Here is a 21,583-nt window from a genome sequence, read left to right as displayed (position 1 = left end):
TTAGGTTCTTGGTAAAGCTATGGTCGTTAATTTACATAGGGAAACCAATTCATCTGCCTCATTGGTGATTTTTATTTCCCAAAGCTGGGTGGTTCTTCCTTTGTGTACTATTACGGCTTTAGCAAATACAAAACCCTCTTTTACACTTTTTACATGGTTGGCAGAAATTTCTATACCACGAACAAAATATGAACTGGCATCCAAGAAAATATAAGAAGCCGCACTACCCACACTTTCTGCCAATGCTACCATTGCCCCACCATGTAAAACTCCATCTGGTTGATGAACCTTGGGGGTCACCGGCATTTTGGCCAATAAAAAATCCTCACCCACATCTACATAATCAATTTGTAACGTCTCCATCAACGTATTCTTGGAAGTTTCGTTACAAATCTTAAGAATTTTCTCTTTGTAGTCGTTCATTCTTTTTTTTGTAAAATTACGCATTACATTGTCAACTGTAAAGTTTGAAAAGAAGTGATTTACTTATGAACAACACAATCAAGCAGGTTTCTTATACAACCACCAATACATATGAAACTTTAAACAAGCTAACTGGCAAGACCAAGAATATATGGCTTGTGTTCCATGGTATTGGTTATTTGAGCAAATTTTTCTTGCGTTATTTCGATGAATTAAATGCAGATGAAAACTTTATTATTGCTCCGCAAGCCCCTTCCAAATATTATTTAAAAAACACCTACAAACATGTTGGAGCAAGTTGGCTGACCAAAGAAAATACCGACATGGAAACCAATAACATCTACAATTATTTAAATGCTGTTTTAGCACAAGAAAAACTTCCCGAACAATGTAACCTGATAATTTTAGGGTTTTCCCAAGGTGTTTCAATTGCCCTGAGATATTCGGCATTTAGTCAAATACCCTGTAGCAAGCTAGTTTTATATGCGGGTGGAATCCCCAATGAACTTAAAAAACACCACTTTGATCATTTAAAAAACACAAAAGTAATTTCTGTCATAGGAGATAAGGATGAATATCTATCCCCAGAAAGGTTAAGGGAAGAACGGCACAAACTAATATCTTTGTTTGGTCAAAATATTCATTACATCAATTTTAACGGAGGCCACGAAGTGCGCAAAGAAATAATCAATCAAATATAAAAATGATGATTTCACCTGTTTTACAAGATGACAGGGTAATGCTAAGTCCATTAACCTTAACCAATTACAAAGAGCTTATTGAAATAGCTCTTCAGGAAAAACTTGTACAATATTCACCATCGGAAATTAATACGCCAAATAGTCTAAGGAATTATGTGGAGATAGCATTGCAACAAGCTAAGGCAGGTACCAGTATACCCTATATTATCTACGATAAAAAATTCAACAAATACGCAGGATCTACCCGGTTCATGAATATTAACCTTAAAAACAAAGTCCTGCATATTGGTTCTACTTGGATCGGCAAGGAATTTCATGGAACCGGCCTAAATAGCCATATGAAAGAATTAATGCTCACCTATGCATTTAATACTTTGGGGTTCGAAAAAGTGGAATTTAGGGTGGACGAAAGAAATATTGCCTCTAGAAAAGCAATTGAAAAACTGGGCTGTACTTTAGAAGGAATACTTCGTAAAGATGTATATCTCTTGGACGGCTTTAAAAGAAACACCTGTTGTTATGGACTTTTAAAGAATGAGTGGGCAGCCAAGCAATTAGGTTAATTGTTTTCTTTGAGGGAATTCTTGTAATACGTAATTTTTCTGGTCTTGTAAGAATTATCCGGTGTTATGATTTGCTTGATCCAATTACCTTGGTTTACTTGATCGTACTGATAGATATATTCTTTTTTTGAAGTACTTATACCAGACTTGGTAATTTCCTCGACCAGCATATTATTATCATCGTAAACATACGATGTCCTTACGGTAGGCTCAAAACTTTGCTCCGTAGCATTATAGCTGAATTCTTGCTGTGCCATTAATTTACCGCCCATATCAAACACTTCTTCAAAAGCCATATTTGCTTCACCGTTTAGATATTCCTTGGTCAATACTACTTTCTGGGCAGGTTTGTTCTTTGGTTTTAAAATAGAGGTACGAATAGATTTTAAAGGCTGATCGTTCAACAGATAAGTTACGGTATATTCCCCATTAATTTTTTTATGCTCTACTTGGGTGATATCGGTACCGTCATTGTTTGTTCTTCTTATACTGGAAATATCACCGGCTTCGTCATATTCATATATATACTCTTCCAAGAACTGTTTGTCATAGGAGAAAATACGTTCTTGAATCTTTAGATTTTCCGTTGAATCTATTTGATAAAAATGCGCAATGGAGGTATTGGGATCAAAAACATTGTTCTGATAGGATTCCGAACGTTTTTCAATTAAATGATTATTCTTGTATTTATAATAGACAACATCATAATCCTCTGCATTATAACGAGTTACGGATTTTGTAAGTAATCCATTTCTATTAAAATCATATTCTTCCTTACCATAGTCCGTACTTACCAAACAAGTTTTGACACTATCCCGTAAATCAAAATCTGCCAGGGTGAAAATTTGTATTTCCTGTCCATGTACCTTGATCGTAAATATGATGCCAAGTAGAATAAGTATTTGTAAGTATTTCTTTACCATAGCACAAAATTAGGGTATTATTACTGGGTGAAAAAAGAAATACGATAAAAGTAAAAAAGGGCGGTAAATACCGCCCTTTTTAATATCAATATATGGTTAACTTATTTAACCTCTTCAAAATCTACATCCTCTACATTATCACCTTCGGTTGCACCACCATCTGCAGTAGGCTCTCCTTGAGGAGCTCCAGCACCTTGTGCATCTGCCTGTGCTTTGTACATTTCCTCAGATGCTACTTTCCAAGCCTCATTGATTTTATCCAAGGCAGGATTTATAACTGCGATATCCTTGGTTTCATAAGCCGCCTTAAGTTCTGTTAAGGCTTCTTGGATCGGTTTCTTTTTATCGTCGGATAATTTATCTCCAAACTCTTCCAATTGCTTTTCTGTCTGGAAAATCATTCCGTCCGCCTCGTTTAACTTGTCAGCAGTTTCCTTGGCTTTTTTATCTGATTCAGCGTTAGCTTCAGCCTCAGCCTTCATCTTCTTGATTTCTTCCTCGGTTAGACCTGAAGAAGCTTCAATACGGATATCTTGTGATTTTCCTGTAGCTTTATCCGTAGCGGATACTTTGATAATACCATTGGCATCGATATCAAAAGTTACCTCAATTTGAGGAGTACCTCTTTTTGCCGGTGGAATCCCATCTAAATGGAACCTACCAATAGTCTTGTTATCATTGGCCATTGGACGCTCTCCTTGCAATACATGAATTTCAACCGATGGTTGGTTATCCGCTGCTGTTGAGAACACTTGGGATTTCTTTGTAGGGATAGTAGTATTAGCTTCTATCAACTTGGTCATTACACTACCCATAGTTTCAATACCTAATGAAAGTGGTGTTACATCCAATAATAATACATCCTTAACATCTCCCGTTAATACACCTCCTTGAATAGCCGCACCGATTGCAACGACCTCATCTGGGTTTACCCCTTTAGAAGGTTTCTTGCCAAAGAATTTTTCTACGGCCTCTTGAACTGCAGGAATTCTTGTAGAACCACCTACCAGGATTATTTCATCAATATCGCTCTTGGACAATCCGGCAGATTTCATTGCCGCCTCACAAGGCTCTATTGTTCTTTTTACCAAATCAGCGATCAATTGCTCAAACTTAGATCTGGTCAAAGTTCTCACTAAGTGCTTAGGTCCAGAAGCAGTTGCGGTAACATAAGGTAAATTAATTTCCGTTTGTGCAGAAGAAGACAATTCTATCTTGGCTTTTTCTGCAGCTTCACGCAAACGTTGCAAAGCCATTGAATCTTCCCTAAGATCCAGACCTTCTTCAGCCTTGAACTCTTCCGCTAACCAATCAATGATTTTTTGATCGACATCATCACCCCCTAAGTGGGTATCACCATCTGTAGCCAATACTTCAAATACTCCATCACCCAACTCTAATATAGATACATCATGTGTACCACCACCAAAGTCAAATACAACTATTTTTTGATCGGTATCCTTTTTATCCATACCATATGCCAAAGATGCAGATGTAGGTTCGTTGATAATACGTTCAACGGTTAAACCTGCAATCTCACCAGCTTCTTTTGTTGCTTGTCTTTGTGCATCGTTAAAGTATGCAGGTACCGTAATTACGGCACGAGAAACTTCCTGACCTAAGTAATCTTCGGCCGTTTTCTTCATTTTCTGAAGAATCATTGCCGATAATTCTTGTGGAGAATATAAACGACCGTCAATATCTACCCTTGGCGTATCATTATCTCCTTTTACTACTTTATACGGTACTCTTTCCGCTTCCTTTTGGGATTCTGAATACTTGTTACCCATAAACCTTTTAATAGAATAAATGGTTTTGGTAGGGTTGGTAACCGCTTGTCTTTTTGCCGGATCACCTACTTTAATCTCTCCACCTTCAACAAAAGCGATAACCGAAGGAGTTGTCCTTTTACCTTCTGCATTCGGAATTACTACTGGTTCATTACCTTCCATTACGGAAACACAGGAATTGGTAGTACCCAAATCTATTCCAATAATCTTACTCATCTTATATATTTTAAATTAGTGCTTTATTTTATAATTGCTAACAAGAGGACAAACAATATGCCAAGCAAGAAAAACTGACATGATGTCATTAACAATATCAAATGCTTGATGATTTATGCCAATCAAAGCATATTATTGCATTTCTAAACATTGTAACTTAGCAGCACAAAACAATAGAAATTGGAAAGAGAGAGTATAAGTATTTTTGATATGCTTAAAATAGGTGTTGGGCCATCAAGTTCCCACACCTTGGGGCCATGGCGTGCCGCAGAGAGATGGTTGGCCAGGCTTGACTCTAGAAACAACCTGAAACTGGTAGATGAAGTTGTTGTACATCTATATGGTTCGCTTTCGTTGACTGGAAAAGGGCATGCCACGGACTATGCCGTAATGTTAGGATTATTGGGCATGGACCCGGAACGAATTCCAATAGAAAATATAGACCCATTAATCAAAACAATAAATCAAGATCATGTTTTACGATTAAACGGTGTTTACGACATTACCTTTGACCCTAAAAAAAACATTATATTCAATAAAAAATTTCTACCCTATCATGCCAACGGCGTAAAGTTTCAGGCGAAATTAAAAACCGGTAGAACAATTTCTAAGACGTACTACAGTATAGGAGGTGGTTTTGTGGTAAGCGAAGAACGAAAAAACGCCAAACGCAAAATAGACATGTTCAATAAATTTCCTTATCCTATAGAGAAGGGAACCGACCTTTTGGAGGCTTGTAAAACAAATGGATTAAAAATTTCCGAACTGGTCGTTCAAAATGAATTGTCATTACGTACCGCACAACAAATTGATTTTGAATTACAAAGAATATGGGGTACGATGTTTGAATGTATGTACACCGGATGCCATACGGAAGGTACTTTACCAGGTGGGTTGAACGTGAAACGCAGGGCGTTTGAAATGCACCAATATTTAAAAAGCGACCTCCCCTATTCCAATCCTGAGGAATGGATGCAAACCTTAAGGCTAACCGAAGTAAAGTTCAGGCAAATTTTAAAGTGGGTAAGTTGCTTTGCATTGAGTGTCAATGAGGTGAACGCATCATTAGGACGTGTAGTTACCGCCCCTACCAATGGCAGCGCCGGTGTCATTCCCGCTGTACTTATGTACTATATGGTCATAGAAAACCATGCCGGGAATTTTGAGCATATTAAACAATTTCTACTAGTGGCCGGAGAAATCGGTAGTATTTTTAAGAAAGGTGCCACAATATCTGCGGCAATGGGAGGCTGCCAAGCAGAAATTGGCGTTTCATCCGCAATGGCCGCAGGTGCTCTTACGGAACTCTTGGGCGGTACGCCGGAACAAGTGCTAATGGCCGCTGAAATTGCTATGGAACATCATTTAGGACTTACCTGCGACCCTATTGGCGGCTTGGTCCAAATTCCATGTATAGAACGAAATTCCATGGGGGCCATTAAAGCCATCAATGCCGCTGAACTAGCTTTAGGTTCTGACCCATCTGCTGCAAAAGTTCCACTGGACAAAGTGGTGCAGACAATGTGGGAAACAGCAAAGGATATGAGTACCAAATACAAGGAAACATCTGAAGGTGGTTTGGCCGTTGGTGTATATTTAAGTGATTGCTAAATACCCTAGTGGCTACAATTAAACTTAATATATGAAAAACCTTATTTCTGAAAGAGTAGCAGATTTTATTAAAAACTATCCACCATTTAATGTATTGGATGTAAAATCACTTTACCTTTTAGCAGAACAAGTACTCATCATTTATAAGGAAAAGAATAGTATAGTATTTTCCGTGGACGAAAACCCACACGCGCATTTCTATCTTGTACATAAAGGGGCGGTAACGCTAACGAACACCACAACCAATACTATTATAGACTTTTGTGACGAAGGCGATATTTTTGGACTCCGCCCGTTGATTGCCAATGAAAATTACAAATTAGAAGCAAAGGCCCATGAAGAATGTATCCTATATGGTATACCCATAGAGGTATTTAGACCAATTGCAAAACAAAACGAGGAGGTATCAGTATTTTTAATGGAAAGTTTTGCTTCCAACACCCGTAATCCGTATTCCAAAAACCAAAAGGGCCAACTTTATGGTTTTGATGTAGATTCTGACAAAAACAAAGATGTCAATATACCAGATTTACAACTAGCAAATTATTCAAAAAAGCTAATTTCCTGCTCTCCTAGGACTACCATACAGAAAGCTGCAGAATTAATGACCAAAAAACATATAGGTTCAATTCTAGTGGTGAGCAATGAATTACCGGTAGGTATTATCACGGACAAGGATTTGCGCAGTAAAGTTATTTCGGGCAAACATCCTATTACCGCTACCGTAAGAACCATCATGACATCACCGGTAATTACCTATCCTAAAAAACTTACCATTACACAAGCACAAATGGCCATGATGAAAAGTAACATAAGTCATTTGGTCATTACGGAAGATGGAACGGTCAATTCCAAAGCATTGGGCATAATGTCCAAACATGATGTTATGGTCTCTCTTGGGGACAACCCCGCAGTTTTGGTAAAGGCAATTAAAAGAACCCAAAAAGTAAAACAGATCAAGCAACTTAGAAAAAGTGTTATGATCCTACTAAGCGGTTATTTGGAACAAAATATTCCATTGGGACTAATTGCCAAGATAATTTCTGAGCTTAATGACACCTGTATTAAGCAAGTTGTTGAACTCTCTTTGGCAAAAATGAATGAAAAGCCACCAGTTAAATTTGCATGGCTGGCACTAGGAAGCCAGGGAAGAAGTGAACAATTATTACATACAGACCAGGATAATGCCCTCGTTTTTGAAAATGTACCAGAAGCAGCACTACCTAAAACAACAGCTTACTTTTTAGAGTTGGCAAAACGCGTTACTAAGGGGCTGAACACCATTGGCTATGAATATTGCCCTGCAGATATGATGGCATCTAACCCAAAATGGTGCTTAAGTTTACAGGAATGGAACAATAGGCTATCTTACTGGATCAGTAATCCCGGCCCCAATGAAGTTTTAATGTCCTCTATTTTCTTTGATTATAGTTTGGCATATGGTGAACGCGATTTGTTGGACCAAATGTCCGAACATATTTTTAGAACGGTTGAAAAATATCCGATTTTCTTAGTCCATATTGCCAACGGAGCATTACAAAGTCCGTCTCCCACAGGCTTTTTCAGACAGTTTGTCGTGGAACAGGACGGTCAGCATAAAGACTTTTTCGATTTAAAAAGTAGGGCTTTAAGACCATTAATAGATGCTGCTAGAGTGCTTATATTATCACATTCCATAAAAGGAATTAGCAATACATGGGAGCGCTATGAAAAATTGGCGGAGTTGGAACCCAATAATCAAGAACTATATATGGCATGCTCCTATGCTACAAAAGCCCTACTTAAGTTTAGAACGCGCCAAGGTTTATTACATCATGACTCGGGAAGGTTTATTGAACTGGAAGAATTGACCAAGCAGGAAAAAATGAAACTAAAACGAACATTTAAAGCCATTAAGGAAATTCAAGAATTGATAACCTTACGCTTTAAAGTAGCAAATATATTGGGCTAATGGCATTGTTCTCCAAAAAATCCAAACATCTACCAGCTTTTTGGACCAATTATGAAAATAGGTTCAAAGAGAAAATAGCTGCGGATTTAAATGAAATTACATTTGTGGTCTTAGATACTGAAACTACCGGTTTTAGTTTCGATGAAGATCGTATTCTTTCTATAGGTGCCGTAAAGATTAAACATGAAACCATTGCCGTTCAAGAAGTTCTGGATGTTTATTTGGAACAAGAAAAGTTCAATAAGGATAGTGTACCCGTACATGGTTTATTAAAAAATGGTCAGCGTAACTGTATAAGCGAAATTAACGCTATGGAGCAATTTCTAGGCTATATTGGCAATGCCGTAATTGTGGCTCATCATGCGGGTTTTGATATAGGTATGCTCAACATGGCCCTTAACCGTAACGGGCTACCCAACCTTAAAAATAAAGTTTTGGATACAGGTGTCCTATACAAAAGAACGCTTATAAAAACGTATTTAATACAGCCCAAGACCAATTATACATTAGATGAACTTGCCGAAAAATTTTCCATTTCAAAAAAAGATAGACATACCGCCCTGGGTGATGCCTATATAACCGCAGTGGCTTTTTTAAAGATTATCAGCCGCTTAAAGGAAAAAAGAAAATTTTCCGTGAAAAAACTATTGCATTAGTTTAAATGCTTTCCAAATAAGCTAACACATTTCTATTTATACGGTCATGAATATTGCTCGTATCGGCCTTTACAAAAGGTTGACCTATAATATGTTCATAAAGCTCTATATATCGGTCTGATACCGAGGCTATATACTCATCTGTCATATGTGGTACCGTTTGTCCATCTAGACCTTGAAATCCGTTGGCTATTAGCCATTGTCTAACAAACTCTTTGGACAATTGTTTTTGTGATTCATTGTTGTCCTGGCGTTCCTGATATCCTTCTTTATAAAAATATCTGGAAGAATCCGGTGTATGAATTTCATCGATCAAAACTATTTTACCCTCACGAGTCTTTCCAAATTCATATTTTGTATCGACCAAAATCAAGCCTCTTTCATCTGCTATCTGGGTACCTCGTTCAAACAGTGCATAAGTGTATTTTTCCAAGATAGCATAGTCTTCTGCAGAAACAATGCCTTTAGAAATAATATCCTCTTTGGATATATCCTCGTCATGGTCTCCCATTTCTGCCTTGGTAGCGGGAGTTATTATGGGTGATGGAAACCGATCGTTCTCCTTTAGCCCCTCTGGTAATGGCACACCACAAAGCAATCTTTTACCGGCCTTGTATTCTCTGGCAGCATGTCCTGACATATAACCCCTTATCACCATTTCAACCTTAAAAGGTTCACAGGCAACCCCCATGGCTACGTTTGGATCAGGTGTGGCGGTCAACCAATTGGGTACAATGTCTTCCGTTAAAGCCATCATTTTGGTTGCGATTTGATTTAAAATTTGACCTTTATATGGAATGCCTTTGGGCATAATGACGTCAAAGGCAGATAATCTATCGGTGGCAACCATTAAAAGAATATCGTTCTCCAACGTATAAACTGTCCTTACTTTACCCTTGTATACATTTTTTTGACCGGGGAAATTAAAATCGGTATCGTAAATAGTATTGTTCAACATGTAGCTTTAATTGTGGTGTTCAATAGTTTTATAGGCGGCAATTACTTTTTTGACCAATTTATGGCGTATAACATCCTTATCATCCAAATAAATAACATCTATACCCTCTACATTCTGTAAAATAAGTAAGGCTTCCTTTAGACCGGAAATTGTTCTACGAGGCAAATCTATTTGACCGGGATCTCCGGTAATCAAAAAACGCGCATTCTTACCCATTCTTGTTAGAAACATTTTCATTTGGGCATGAGTGGTATTCTGTGCCTCATCTAGGATTACAAAGGCATTATCCAAAGTTCTACCTCTCATAAATGCCATTGGGGCTATCTGTATAACACCGGTTTCTATATAATGTGCCAATTTTTCGGCAGGGATCATATCACGTAATGCATCATAAAGGGGTTGCATATAGGGATCAAGCTTTTCCTTTAAATCCCCTGGCAAAAACCCTAAATTCTCACCGGCTTCCACAGCGGGTCTTGTCAATATAATTTTCCTGACCTGCTTTTCCTTTAAGGCCTTTACTGCAAGTGCAACACTGGTATAGGTTTTACCGGTTCCGGCAGGACCCACAACAAAGACCATATCGTTTTTTCTTGCTGCATCTACCAATCTTCGCTGGTTTGCCGTTTGTGCCTTAATCAGTCTACCGCTTACCCCATGCAATAGTGTTTCACCGCTTTTGGCAGAAGATTTGTCATCATCTTCAGAACTGGTCAATACCCGTTCTATACTGTTTTCGTCCAACTTATTATATTTCAAGAAATACTGAATAAGGAGATCAAATCGAATCTCAAACTCCTCAAGAAGTTCTTCATCTCCATAGGCTTTGATCTTATTGCCACGGGCAACTATCTTTAGCTTGGGAAAGTATTTTTTCAATAAGTCAATATGCTCGTTTTGTTGTCCAAAAAACTCTCTTGGACTAACTTCTGTCAATTCTAGGATAATTTCGTTCAAACAGTCTTTTTTAGTAAGTATTATAGATAGCGAAGTTTAATTTCCAATCGCTGTTTTTTTGTTTAGTTTTGTAGCTCAAATTTAAGCAAATTTTAAGTTTGACTAATTAAAAACATATCAACATTGCTGTATGGCAATAATCACCCTAACTACGGATTTTGGACTTAAAGATCACTTTGTAGCAGTACTAAAAGGCTCTATATATAGTGAACTGCCCGATGCTAAAATTGTTGATATTTCCCATGACATTATGCCATTCAATATACATGAATGTGCATATATCCTATCCAATTCATATAAAAGTTTTCCTAAGGGCACCATCCATATTGTAGGTGTAGATTCTGAGGAGACCCCAGATAACAAACATGTAGTGGCATTGATCAATGGCCATTACTTTATTAGTGCCAATACTGGTGTAATAGGTCTTATTACTGAGGAAATGACTCCAGAAAAAGTAGTAGAGATCAATTTACCGGATTCAATAGCCTATTCTTTCCCTGTACTCAATGTTTTTATTCAAGTAGCGTGCCATATTGCAAGGGGAGGAACATTGGAAATTGTAGGTAAGCCTTTTGACGGACTCCATAAACTAAGGGAGTTTGCGCCTAGAATAGTTGAGGACGGTAAAAAAATTATAGGTAGTGTAATCTATATAGATAATTATGGAAACGTAATTACCAACATCCGTAAAAACTTGTTCGAAGCTTACCGTAATGGACGGGAGTTTAAATTATTGGTCAGAAATCATAAGATAGACAAAATCCATAAAGCTTATGGAGATTTCATAGATTACGACCAGGAAAAAAACCAGCGTAAAGGGGCTGGCGACCTTTTGGCCATATTTAATTCATCTGACTACATAGAATTGGCTATCTTTAAAAGTAACTTAACTACTGTTGGTGGCGCCTCTACCCTTCTGGGACTTGATTATAGGGACACTATAATGGTAGATTTTGAATAATGAAGATTAATGGAATTCTGTTAATACCTTTTCTATATCATTGTGTAGAAAGCAATAGTTAATAACTATTTTTTAAATGATAAATTAATTTAGCTTGTTGCAGCAATACCGATACTTACACCAAGGCAATAGACCGTTAAAACTGTTAATAAGTTTGTTTCCTTAAAAAGACCAATTAAAATATCTTTGTTGGTATTGAAAACTACCAATAATAAGGAGTTTCAACTATTTTTAGAATAGATTTAAATTTTTACCCATAAAAAATTAATAATGAAATTTATAGTTTCAAGTACTTATTTGCTAAAACAGCTTCAAATTTTAGGAGGTGTTATTAATAACAGTAATACGCTGCCAATTCTAGATAATTTTCTTTTTGACTTACAAAAGGATAAATTGACCGTTTCGGCTTCAGATCTAGAAACCACTATGAGTTCCGTAATTAAGGTGGATTCAGATAATGAAGGCACTATTGCTGTACCTGCAAGGTTACTTTTAGAAACTTTAAAAACTTTTCCAGAGCAACCGTTAACGTTTGTGGTTGAAGATAACAATACGGTAGAAATAAGTTCCAATCATGGTAAATATGCTTTGGCATATGCAGACGGTGCAGAATTTCCAAAAGCGGTAGAATTGACAAGTCCTAGCTCCACGACCTTACTTGGTGATATTCTTGCAACTGCAATCAACAAAACCATTTTTGCTGCAGGAAATGATGACTTAAGACCTGTAATGAGTGGTGTATTTTTTCAGTTTTCGCCAGAGAACCTAACTTTTGTCGCCACAGATGCCCATAAATTGGTAAAGTACCAACGTACAGATGTTACGGCATCACAGGTAGCTGAGTTTATCATGCCTAAAAAACCATTGACCTTATTAAAAGGGATTTTGGCAGGTAGTGAATCTGATGTATTGATCGAATATAATGAGAGCAATGCTAAATTCAGCTTTGAGGAAACGGAATTGATCTGTAGGTTAATTGATGGAAAATATCCTAATTATGAAGCGGTTATACCCAAGGAAAATCCAAACAAACTTACAATTGCCAGAAATCAGTTCTTAAGTTCCGTTAAAAGGGTATCTATTTTTTCAAACAAAACGACACATCAAATTCGCTTAAAGATTGCCGGGGCAGAATTAAATATTTCTGCAGAAGATATCGATTACTCAAATAAAGCAGAAGAACGATTAACTTGTTCTTACCAAGGTGATGATATGCAAATAGGCTTTAACTCCAGGTTTTTAACTGAAATGTTGAACAATTTAAATTCTGATGATGTTTCGTTGGAAATGAGTTTACCTAACCGCGCGGGAATTTTAACTCCAACGGATGGTTTGGATGAAGGGGAATATGTTACCATGTTGGTAATGCCAGTAATGCTTAACAGTTAATAAACCAACCTAAATCAATTAAAAAGGGACCATAATTTCTTATGGTCCCTTTTTTTTAATGTGTCTTAATTATTATGAAATGAACCTAAAGGTTCCAAAGTAACTTGGTGACTGGCCATTACTCGCCTTTATGGCGTTAACGGCAGGTATAATTAAAGATAATATACCTGAAAAGATCAGAACCAAAATACCAAGTCCAAAAAACAAGATACCCGGTATGCCAATTATTAGATAAAGGATTAGCGAAAGTTGAAAATTTATTATCGATTTGCCATGCTCATCCATTCCTATAACAGAATCCTTGGATGTTAACCAAATAACCAAAGGCACGATAAGTCCACCAAAACCGGTTACAAAATATAAATATTGAGATAAATGTGTAACTACCAAAAGATTGCGGTCTTCACGTAAAACTATACTATTATTTACAAGTTCCATTTTTGATTGATTTTATGATGAATACTATAAATATGACGCATAACTTACGTAATTGTTACATTCATTGCTTTTATAATTTCCTTTTCAATTTTTTTAATTTCTCGTTTTCCTTCATAAGCTTAATTTGCTTATTTGCTACTTTATCTTCAATTTTCTGAATTTCTATAGGTGATAACGAACCTTTTATCGTTCCCTTTTCTAATTGCCCCTTTAATTTTTCAATTTGCCTTTCTTCTTTAGCAATAGACTTCTCTTTTGTATTAATCTGTTTCTTAAGCTTCTCAACCTTTTTTTCCTCAGCGGCTACTTTTTTCTGTTTTTTTGCTTTAGCTTCCGCTTTTTCCACCTTTTTCTTTACCAATTCCAATTCCTGCTCGGCTGTAAGTGTATCGGTAGAATTTTGAGATTCGGATTGGGCCTTAGCAGCACCACAAATCATAATTAATAAAGCAACTACAATAAATTTTTTCATGTTTTAACCAATTTTTAATATGTAAAATTACTATATAATTAATTACCTAACGCGTTATATCATGAATTTGGGAATGCCTTAACCATTAATAAATGATTATTTTTGCCAGATGATTCAGAACGATACCATAATAGCATTAGCAACCCCTTCAGGTGCGGGGGCCATTGCAGTTATTAGAATTTCAGGCCCAGAGGCTATTGCCATTGCTTCTGAACATTTTGAATCTGTTTCCGGCAAAAAACTTGGCAACCAAAAAAGTCACACTATACATTTAGGGTATATCAAGGAAGGCGCCAATACTTTAGATCAAGTATTAGTTTCCATTTTTAAAGATCCACACTCTTATACGGGTGAAGATGTAATAGAAATTTCATGTCACGGTTCATCATATATTCAACAACAGATTATTCAGTTATTCTTAAGAAATGGATGTAGAACGGCTACCGCAGGTGAATTTACCCTTAGGGCGTTTTTAAATGGAAAAATGGACTTAAGCCAAGCGGAAGCCGTAGCGGATTTAATCTCTAGCGATAATGCTGCCAGTCACCAAATTGCAGTTCAACAAATGCGTGGAGGTTTTAGCAATGAGATTAAAGTTTTACGTTCGGAATTATTGAATTTTGCTTCGCTGATCGAACTTGAGCTTGATTTTTCCGAAGAAGATGTAGAATTTGCAGATCGCACGCAGTTTAAGGAATTACTAAAACGTATTCAGAAAGTATTACAAGGCCTTATAGATTCTTTTGCAGTTGGCAATGTTATAAAGAATGGAATACCTGTAGCCATAGTAGGTGAACCTAATGTGGGAAAATCCACATTATTGAACGCCTTTTTAAATGAAGAACGGGCTTTGGTTTCGGATATAGCAGGCACTACTAGGGACACCATTGAAGATGAAATTTCCATTGGCGGAATAGGCTTTAGGTTTATAGACACGGCAGGTATCCGTGAAACCGAAGATATTGTAGAAGGCATGGGTATTAAAAGAACTTTTGAGAAGATTGAGCAGGCACAGGTTATACTATTATTGGTAGATGGACCTCAACTAGTATCGGGAAGCCAAAAGTTAAGAAACACTGTATTAGATTTTGAAAAATTAAAAAATAAAAATCCGCAAAAACCTTTATTGTTATTGATCAACAAAGCAGATATGTTATCTAAAGATGATAGATTACAAATTAATCAACATTTAGAAAACGTTCATTTTATTTCAGCAAAGAGAGGAATAGGCGTGGACGAACTTAGACACTCGCTTTTAAATTTCGTAAATACAGGAGCATTACGTAATAATGAAACCATTATCACCAATACACGTCATTACAATTCTCTTTTAAAAGCGTTGGAAGAAATAGAAAAGGTTCAATTTAGTATGAAAGAAAATATTTCAAGTGATTTAATGGCTATTGATATAAAAGAAGCACTATACCATTTAGGCGAAATTACAGGTCAAGTCACTAATGATGAATTACTAGGAAACATTTTTGCCAATTTTTGTATCGGCAAATAACATCACAAAACTACACTTACTAAATATCAGTCAAACCCAATAAAATAAGGACTTTTAAAACTTACATTTTGTTTTACAAAGTGATATTTAGTATTTTTTAGCTATTATTTGTACCTATTTTGTACCTCGTTTTCATTTTTGATTTATATTTGAACCAGAGGGGGAAATGATGGCGACTATTTACATTTAAATTCTCTTATCTCCACTTATTTCACCTTATGTCATACAATTTCAATTGTTGAATGAGTTCAAATATTAAGGTTTCACGAATTTGCCAAAACTGCAATACAGAGTTCGTAGCACGTACTACGGTCACAAAATATTGCGGACCCGTTTGCGCTAAAAGAGCTTACAAAACCAGACAACGCAAAAAGAAAGTAAAAGCTTCATATGAAGAAACTTTGAAGCACAAATTGCAACCGTATGAAGTATTAGCTGTAAAAGATTTTTTAACCGTTAGAGAAGCAGCAACATTGTTGAATATATCTACTAGAACAATCTATAGACTCATTAAAGAAGAAATTTTAGAAGCCGTAAATCTTTCCGATAGATTAATAAGAATCAAAAGAACTTCAATCGACAAACTATTAACTTCTACTTAATACAATTGTAATGGCAAACGTAACCGTTCGAAAAAAGAAATTAGCCTCTGGTAAATGGAGTCTTTACTTAGACTATTACCCGCCTATAATACACCCAAAAACCGGAAAAGAAACTAGAAGAGAATTTTTAAAGCTCTATATCCATATCTCCCCAAAAGATGAAATGGAGAAGCTACACAATCAAAAAACTCAAGAGTTTGCTGAAATCGTCAGGGCTAAAAGATTGTTACAATTAAGGGATAGAGAATTCGGACTTAAAGAAAATATTAAGCTGAATGTGAAAATAGCAGCTTACTATCATAGTATTGTAGAAGAAAAACTAAATACCGGAAGCCACAACAATTATTTAGCATGGAATGCTTCCTATCAGCACTTTTTGAATTTCGTTGGCGACAAATTGCAAACACAGCAGATTACTAAAAAACATGTAGCAGACTATAGAAAATATTTACTGGAATTAAAGAAAGAGAACAGTAACGAGAAAAAATTAGCAATCAATACAGCATCTACATATTATAAACATTTTATAAATGTTTTAAAAAGTGCTCATAAAGATAGTTTAACTAATTCTAACCTAGCTAAAGATGCCGTTTATATAAAAGCTGAAGAAACTCGCAGGGAGTATTTGACTGAAGAAGAATTAGGCATTCTATGGAAAACCCCTATCAAAATTGAAAAAGTTAAACATATGGCGATATTTGCAAGCCTTACAGGTTTTCGCTTTTCGGATATCGTATCATTAACATGGGAAAGTGTTTTCACTGACTCTCACCAAGGACACTACGTACAATTAAAGGAAAAGAAAACAGGCAATATAAGTAACCACCCCATTCCAAAGGCTGCATATAAAATCTTAAAACTACAATCAACCAACAAAGGTTTGGTGTTTGATAACATAGATTATTCTAAATCGGTTAGACCTTTAAGACAATGGATTAAAGACTCCAGTATAAATAAAAAAATCTCCTTTCATAATTTCAGACACTCATATGCAACCTTACAACTTGCAAATGGCACCGATATCTATACAGTCTCAAAATTATTAGGTCATAAAAATGTATCTACTACTCAAATCTACGCGAAGGTCATGGATAAAAACAAAATTGAAGCCGCTAACCGTATAAATTTAGATTTAGATGGATTATCATAATACATATTCTGAATTATATTTAAGACATTGCCAAGATCTTGAGGCTTTGGCAATAAAAGAAATATTGAAAGGAAAGAAAGATGAGCTAAGTTATGAAACAACTTTACAAAACATATATGAATTATTTCGAAGTTTAAAGAATGATTGTGAATCTGAGATAAAAAAAAACAACTTAGAAGAAGCTCAACAAAATTTTTACAAATTCACTACATTATATAACCCCAAGTCCGCTCTAGAGAAAACTATTAATATTTCCTTATTTGATTGTTTTAAAGAGAATAGTAATTCCAATATTACCTACACCGATTTCCTTAACACTCTTGCTAAATATTGGGCTGCCGATTACATAAAATCACAAGTGTATAATTCAAGAGTATTTAATGAAGATATTTTATATGATTCTGATTTAAAAAATTTCACCCTAAAACTAAAAGTTAGCCCCATTGAAAACTTATCCGAATACCAAAATAATCTCAAAAATAAACACAACATTGGTCATGATTTAGATATAACCGATGAATCATTTATTGAGGTAATTAAATGGAAAAAACTGATTTCTCAATTTAGCCACAGGGAAAAATTAATTCTAATATCCATATATATTAAAATTCAGAAAACCGTTCAACGTCCTGAATTATTAAAATTAATCATGATAACTAACGGAATATTTAATCTTAGTATATTAAATGGCACCTATAAGAATGAAAAATTCTATAAAATGATATCACAAGGTGTTGACTACTATCAAGAAAATCAGATTGAAATTATCGCTGACTTACTGATAAAATTAAAACCATTTGAAATGGAAAAGATTTCAAAAGCACTACTTCGTAATCAACAATTGCTTAAAATGAGACTGAAATAAAAAAGAAAGCAAAAGAAAGAGCAAGCAAATTCCAGATTAAAACAAATTCTAAATAACTTATTATCAGTTACTTATATTATTTTTTAAATTCCGAAAGGATTCCGAAAGCATAAGCTACACCTTCCTCTTCTACATAGTTTTACTAAAATTTTAATAAGTAAAACTAAAAATAATGAAGAAAAAAAACATTAAATTATTAGCAGAACAAATTGTTTATCTACTTAAGAATAATAGCAATTTAAAAAAAGAGGAAGACCTATTTCTCAAGATTGAAGAAGCATCTAAGCTAATTCATCTAAGTAAGTACACTATCTATGGTTTAGTCCATAAGAATTCTATCCCTTATCATAAACGAGGTCGTCGTTTATATTTTCTCAAATCAGAAATTCTTGATTGGCTAAAAGCAGGAAAACGAGAAGACAAAACCTCTATTCAAAACGAGGTAGATGAGTACTTACTTAAAAATCAATTTTAGTCATGGAAAAGGAAACTAAAACATTTTTACCAGACGGTTACGTTCAAATTGATGAAGTGGTTAAGGATATAGCTCATTTAATTTATATGCATAATGAAAACATAATATTAGTACGCTCATTAAATCTATTGATAACAAAATTGAATGTTGCTAAAGAAATAATTAGCTATATGCCTAAGCTGCCTTTATATCAAATTGACCAAGCGGTAATTTCAATGTGTATTGAAGACCCAAATCTACACGGCGTGTACATTAAACTTCTATTCAAAAGTAGGAGTCGAAATACGGATTACGGAAAAATGGGTGAATTAAACGTAGAAATAGAAAAATCATGAGCGAACAATATATGAGAATAGGTACGGACTACTATAAAGAAGCTTACCTACCCTTACACAGCGGTGATAAAACGAAAGTTCTTTTAAAATGGAACAAAAGTGAGATTATAACAGATTATGGAAAGGATCATCTTGACATAATTCCAAAATATGACGGTTTTTGTTTAATACCTTCGCACACTAATCACAAACAGGTGATTGACGGATTCTTAAATCAGTACCATGCGGTTGACCATGAACCTTTACCCGGTGGATTAGAAGTTACCACGCAATTCTTAAAACACTTTTTTGGTGAACAATACGAATTGGGGATGGACTACCTTACCCTATTATGGCAAAAGCCAACACAGACACTACCCATTTTATGTTTAGTAAGCACAGAGCGTAACACGGGTAAATCGACATTTCTGAATTGGTTAAAAATGGTATTCCAGAGTAATATGACCATTAATAATAATGAAGATTTCAGGAGTAGGTTTAATGCTGACTGGGCTGCTAAATTAATCATAGCGGTAGATGAAGTTCTGTTGGACAAACGGGAGGATAGCGAGCGTATTAAAAATTTATCCACGGCCAAAAGTTACAAAAGTGAATCTAAGGGCAAAGATCGTGTGGAAATACCATTCTACGGTAAATTTATACTATGCTCTAACAACGAAGAAAATTTCATTTATGTAGATAATGAGGAAATTAGGTATTGGGTGCGGAAGGTCCCAACATTACCTAAGAATGGGGATAATCCTAATATGTTGGTTGCACTTAAAAAAGAATTGCCGCATTTCATTCACTTGTTGACTAATAGGAAAATATCAACGAAAAAAATTACACGCATGTGGTTCACAAAAGTACAAATACATACTGCTGCGTTGGATAAACTAGTGAAGTCAAATAAAACTTTCATTCATAAAGAACTAGAGCAAATTTTACTTGATGAGTTCGATATGTTCGACCAAGATGTTCTGAAATACTCTAATGCAGATTTGGTTAGAAAATTATCTGATAATAATATTAGAGTTTCATCTTCGAAAGTTACGGAGGCTATTAAAATACATATGGGACTAGAGACTACTAATAGTAGCTATAAAAAGTACCACATGTCAATATTGCCAACGACACAAAAGCCATTCGTTGAGACCACACAGCATAAAGGTAGACACTACACGTTCACCAGAGAAAGTATGGAAAATAATAGTTGATTTGTTGCATTTGGTATTAAATGCCCAGCCGGCGGGTGTTTAACCATTCAACAATACATCAACTTGTTGTCAACATTTGAATTGTTGACACGTTGTTGAAATTTGGTTGCTACGCAAACTAGCGTTGTAGCGGTGTGTACAATCAATTAACAGGTATTTTTCAACAATCAACAGACGATTCATCGTTTACTTCAACCCAATTATAAATATCTAGGGCAATTTGTTTTTGCCATTGCCTAATATCAGTGTTATACGGTAAAGAAATTACACTACATTCCTCCTTACCAATTTCATGAGCACCATATTTATCGTGGTCATAATAGAACCCACTTGAATTACTAAAATCTGTACCGGGATATATCAAAGCAACCTTCTTTGCTTTATAATATTTCATATAAGCAAACATTTGTCGCAAGTCTTCTGGTGATGGATTGTAATTTTTGATATTCTTCCATTTGGTATCTATAACCACACAGTCCGCCTTATCAATATTCAAAACGATGTCTGGTTTCATTCTGGACTTAGAGCCTTTAGAAGTCTTCCAGAAGTTTCGTGTATTTTGCGCAGTAATCGTAGTATTACCCTTTTTGAATTTACGTAGGCTTACATATACAAACTGTTCCCACAATAAATTCATATCGAACATTAACGCTAAAATATGATTAGATCCTTTGCTTACATCTGGGTGATAATTCAACAATAGCATACGAGCTATCTCAATTGCGTTATGATACCCTTGTGTCTTTCGGTTTAAATGTAAACGGTTAAATGTCGCTTCAGTTATTTTTAAATCAGGCATTTCAGGAAATTCTAGTTCTAATGACTTTAGACTACCTTGAATACTTTGATTTGTATTTATACGCAACAATAATTTTAACACTTTATACAAAATAGCATGTAGCTCATGCGTGGTATCATAAACCGTATGCTGAATATAAAACCGCTCTTGATGCACAAGGTTCTGACTGATGTGTTTGCCAAATTTCAGGCTACCTTTAAGGCTAGTACTATTGCCTTCTGTTTTTCTATATTTTTTTACTAAACCCTGACGTAGTAAATATTTTACCTCCTTTACAAAGAGTTCAAAATACAGGTCTAATATGGAATTAGAATTTAATTTGAGATTACTAGAAGATGGTGCTTGAAGATTAAATAAACCAACTGCATGTAGCATATCAATTAATACTTTGCGCCAACTAGCTTCTGAATCCGTTAGGTTTTTATCAACCTTTGGTAGAATTTCAATCAATGTATCCCCTACTTGCAATACACCTACATATTCACAAAACTTTACACCGTTATGAATTAATGAATAATAAGGAACGCCAGACTCACCATAGAACTCTTGTAGGGCTTTAAGCTGATTTACAGATACCCGCTTCTCCCCCCTATCTATCCTTAGAATTTCATGTTCGTATATCGTTATATGATTATCGTTACTCAA

Annotated in this window: 22 protein-coding genes; 14 read left to right on the top strand and 8 right to left on the bottom strand. The window is 35.4% G+C overall.

The annotated features are described in order from the left end of the window. Complete coding sequence (locus Q2T41_RS17080; protein WP_304437073.1) at window positions 1-423, bottom strand: PaaI family thioesterase; 423 nt, start codon at window positions 421-423, stop codon at window positions 1-3. Between the two features lie 65 nt (window positions 424-488). On the opposite strand from Q2T41_RS17080, the gene Q2T41_RS17075 reads away from it, so the two are divergent. Both Q2T41_RS17075 and Q2T41_RS17070 read left to right on the top strand, forming a co-directional pair. Beyond that, the gene (locus Q2T41_RS17075; RefSeq protein WP_304437072.1) at window positions 489-1,124 is read left to right on the top strand and encodes an alpha/beta hydrolase; all 636 of its coding nucleotides are present in this window, start codon (window positions 489-491) and stop codon (window positions 1,122-1,124) included. A gap of 5 nt (window positions 1,125-1,129) precedes the next feature. Beyond that, complete coding sequence (locus tag Q2T41_RS17070; RefSeq protein ID WP_304437471.1) at window positions 1,130-1,687, top strand: GNAT family N-acetyltransferase; 558 nt, start codon at window positions 1,130-1,132, stop codon at window positions 1,685-1,687. Here Q2T41_RS17070 and Q2T41_RS17065 read toward each other — a convergent pair. Next, on the bottom strand, window positions 1,684-2,610 hold the full coding sequence (locus tag Q2T41_RS17065; RefSeq protein WP_304437071.1) for a hypothetical protein: 927 nt from the start codon (window positions 2,608-2,610) through the stop codon (window positions 1,684-1,686). The two genes, Q2T41_RS17070 and Q2T41_RS17065, sit on opposite strands and share 4 nt — an antisense overlap. A gap of 101 nt (window positions 2,611-2,711) precedes the next feature. Then, window positions 2,712-4,616 carry a molecular chaperone DnaK gene (gene dnaK, locus Q2T41_RS17060; protein WP_089261583.1) on the bottom strand — a complete coding sequence of 635 codons (1,905 nt, stop codon included), beginning with the start codon at window positions 4,614-4,616 and terminating at the stop codon, window positions 2,712-2,714. A 210-nt stretch (window positions 4,617-4,826) separates the two neighbouring features. Here dnaK and Q2T41_RS17055 point away from each other — a divergent pair, with 210 nt between their 5' ends. The 3 genes from Q2T41_RS17055 to Q2T41_RS17045 are packed head-to-tail and all read left to right on the top strand — an operon-like array spanning window position 4,827 to window position 8,834. Further along, entirely contained in the window at window positions 4,827-6,227 is a 1,401-nt protein-coding gene (locus Q2T41_RS17055; RefSeq protein ID WP_379922085.1) for an L-serine ammonia-lyase, read from the top strand. Between the two features lie 31 nt (window positions 6,228-6,258). Then, the gene (locus Q2T41_RS17050; protein WP_304437069.1) at window positions 6,259-8,178 is read left to right on the top strand and encodes a DUF294 nucleotidyltransferase-like domain-containing protein; all 1,920 of its coding nucleotides are present in this window, start codon (window positions 6,259-6,261) and stop codon (window positions 8,176-8,178) included. Continuing rightward, window positions 8,178-8,834, top strand: a complete 657-nt coding sequence (locus Q2T41_RS17045) for a 3'-5' exonuclease (RefSeq protein ID WP_304437068.1) — start codon at window positions 8,178-8,180, stop codon at window positions 8,832-8,834. The genes Q2T41_RS17050 and Q2T41_RS17045 overlap by 1 nt, the downstream gene beginning before the upstream one ends. Window position 8,835: 1 nt before the next feature. Here Q2T41_RS17045 and Q2T41_RS17040 read toward each other — a convergent pair whose 3' ends face one another. Next, window positions 8,836-9,792, bottom strand: a complete 957-nt coding sequence (locus tag Q2T41_RS17040) for a phosphoribosylaminoimidazolesuccinocarboxamide synthase (protein WP_304437067.1) — start codon at window positions 9,790-9,792, stop codon at window positions 8,836-8,838. A gap of 6 nt (window positions 9,793-9,798) precedes the next feature. Continuing rightward, window positions 9,799-10,749 carry a PhoH family protein gene (locus tag Q2T41_RS17035; protein ID WP_304437066.1) on the bottom strand — a complete coding sequence of 317 codons (951 nt, stop codon included), beginning with the start codon at window positions 10,747-10,749 and terminating at the stop codon, window positions 9,799-9,801. Between the two features lie 130 nt (window positions 10,750-10,879). Here Q2T41_RS17035 and Q2T41_RS17030 point away from each other — a divergent pair, with 130 nt between their 5' ends. Together Q2T41_RS17030 and dnaN are read left to right on the top strand one after the other, a co-directional pair. Beyond that, window positions 10,880-11,710, top strand: coding sequence for an SAM hydrolase/SAM-dependent halogenase family protein (locus Q2T41_RS17030; protein ID WP_089261595.1), 831 nt, complete (start codon window positions 10,880-10,882; stop codon window positions 11,708-11,710). Between the two features lie 270 nt (window positions 11,711-11,980). Continuing rightward, window positions 11,981-13,099 (top strand): DNA polymerase III subunit beta, encoded by a 1,119-nt coding sequence (dnaN, locus tag Q2T41_RS17025; RefSeq protein WP_089261597.1) that lies wholly within the window; start codon window positions 11,981-11,983, stop codon window positions 13,097-13,099. A gap of 72 nt (window positions 13,100-13,171) precedes the next feature. On the opposite strand, the gene Q2T41_RS17020 is transcribed toward dnaN, so the two are convergent. Continuing rightward, window positions 13,172-13,537, bottom strand: a complete 366-nt coding sequence (locus Q2T41_RS17020) for a DUF4870 domain-containing protein (RefSeq protein WP_089261599.1) — start codon at window positions 13,535-13,537, stop codon at window positions 13,172-13,174. A 70-nt stretch (window positions 13,538-13,607) separates the two neighbouring features. Then, window positions 13,608-14,009 carry a hypothetical protein gene (locus tag Q2T41_RS17015; protein WP_304437065.1) on the bottom strand — a complete coding sequence of 134 codons (402 nt, stop codon included), beginning with the start codon at window positions 14,007-14,009 and terminating at the stop codon, window positions 13,608-13,610. A gap of 109 nt (window positions 14,010-14,118) precedes the next feature. Between Q2T41_RS17015 and mnmE the strand changes: the two genes are divergently transcribed. The 7 genes from mnmE (at window position 14,119) to Q2T41_RS16980 (ending at window position 20,139) form a co-directional block, all read left to right on the top strand. Further along, complete coding sequence (gene mnmE / locus Q2T41_RS17010) at window positions 14,119-15,516, top strand: tRNA uridine-5-carboxymethylaminomethyl(34) synthesis GTPase MnmE (RefSeq protein WP_304437064.1); 1,398 nt, start codon at window positions 14,119-14,121, stop codon at window positions 15,514-15,516. 242 nt (window positions 15,517-15,758) lie between these two features. Beyond that, window positions 15,759-16,118, top strand: coding sequence for a helix-turn-helix domain-containing protein (locus Q2T41_RS17005; RefSeq protein ID WP_304437063.1), 360 nt, complete (start codon window positions 15,759-15,761; stop codon window positions 16,116-16,118). Between the two features lie 10 nt (window positions 16,119-16,128). Further along, entirely contained in the window at window positions 16,129-17,268 is a 1,140-nt protein-coding gene (locus tag Q2T41_RS17000) for a tyrosine-type recombinase/integrase (protein ID WP_304437062.1), read from the top strand. Beyond that, entirely contained in the window at window positions 17,255-18,133 is an 879-nt protein-coding gene (locus tag Q2T41_RS16995; protein ID WP_304437061.1) for a hypothetical protein, read from the top strand. The genes Q2T41_RS17000 and Q2T41_RS16995 overlap by 14 nt, the downstream gene beginning before the upstream one ends. 172 nt (window positions 18,134-18,305) lie before the next feature. Further along, entirely contained in the window at window positions 18,306-18,608 is a 303-nt protein-coding gene (locus Q2T41_RS16990; protein WP_304437060.1) for a helix-turn-helix domain-containing protein, read from the top strand. A gap of 2 nt (window positions 18,609-18,610) precedes the next feature. After that, entirely contained in the window at window positions 18,611-18,943 is a 333-nt protein-coding gene (locus Q2T41_RS16985) for a hypothetical protein (RefSeq protein ID WP_304437059.1), read from the top strand. Next, window positions 18,940-20,139, top strand: a complete 1,200-nt coding sequence (locus tag Q2T41_RS16980) for a primase-helicase family protein (RefSeq protein ID WP_304437058.1) — start codon at window positions 18,940-18,942, stop codon at window positions 20,137-20,139. Before Q2T41_RS16985 ends, Q2T41_RS16980 begins: the two co-directional genes overlap by 4 nt. 160 nt (window positions 20,140-20,299) lie before the next feature. Here Q2T41_RS16980 and Q2T41_RS16975 read toward each other — a convergent pair whose 3' ends face one another. Continuing rightward, window positions 20,300-21,583, bottom strand: coding sequence for an McrC family protein (locus Q2T41_RS16975; protein ID WP_304437057.1), 1,284 nt, complete (start codon window positions 21,581-21,583; stop codon window positions 20,300-20,302).

The organism is Maribacter confluentis, assembly GCF_030505015.1.
GTDB lineage: Bacteria > Bacteroidota > Bacteroidia > Flavobacteriales > Flavobacteriaceae > Maribacter > Maribacter sedimenticola.
The sequence above is the reverse complement of the archived record's forward strand: the minus strand, read 5'-3'. Positions and strand labels throughout refer to the sequence as shown.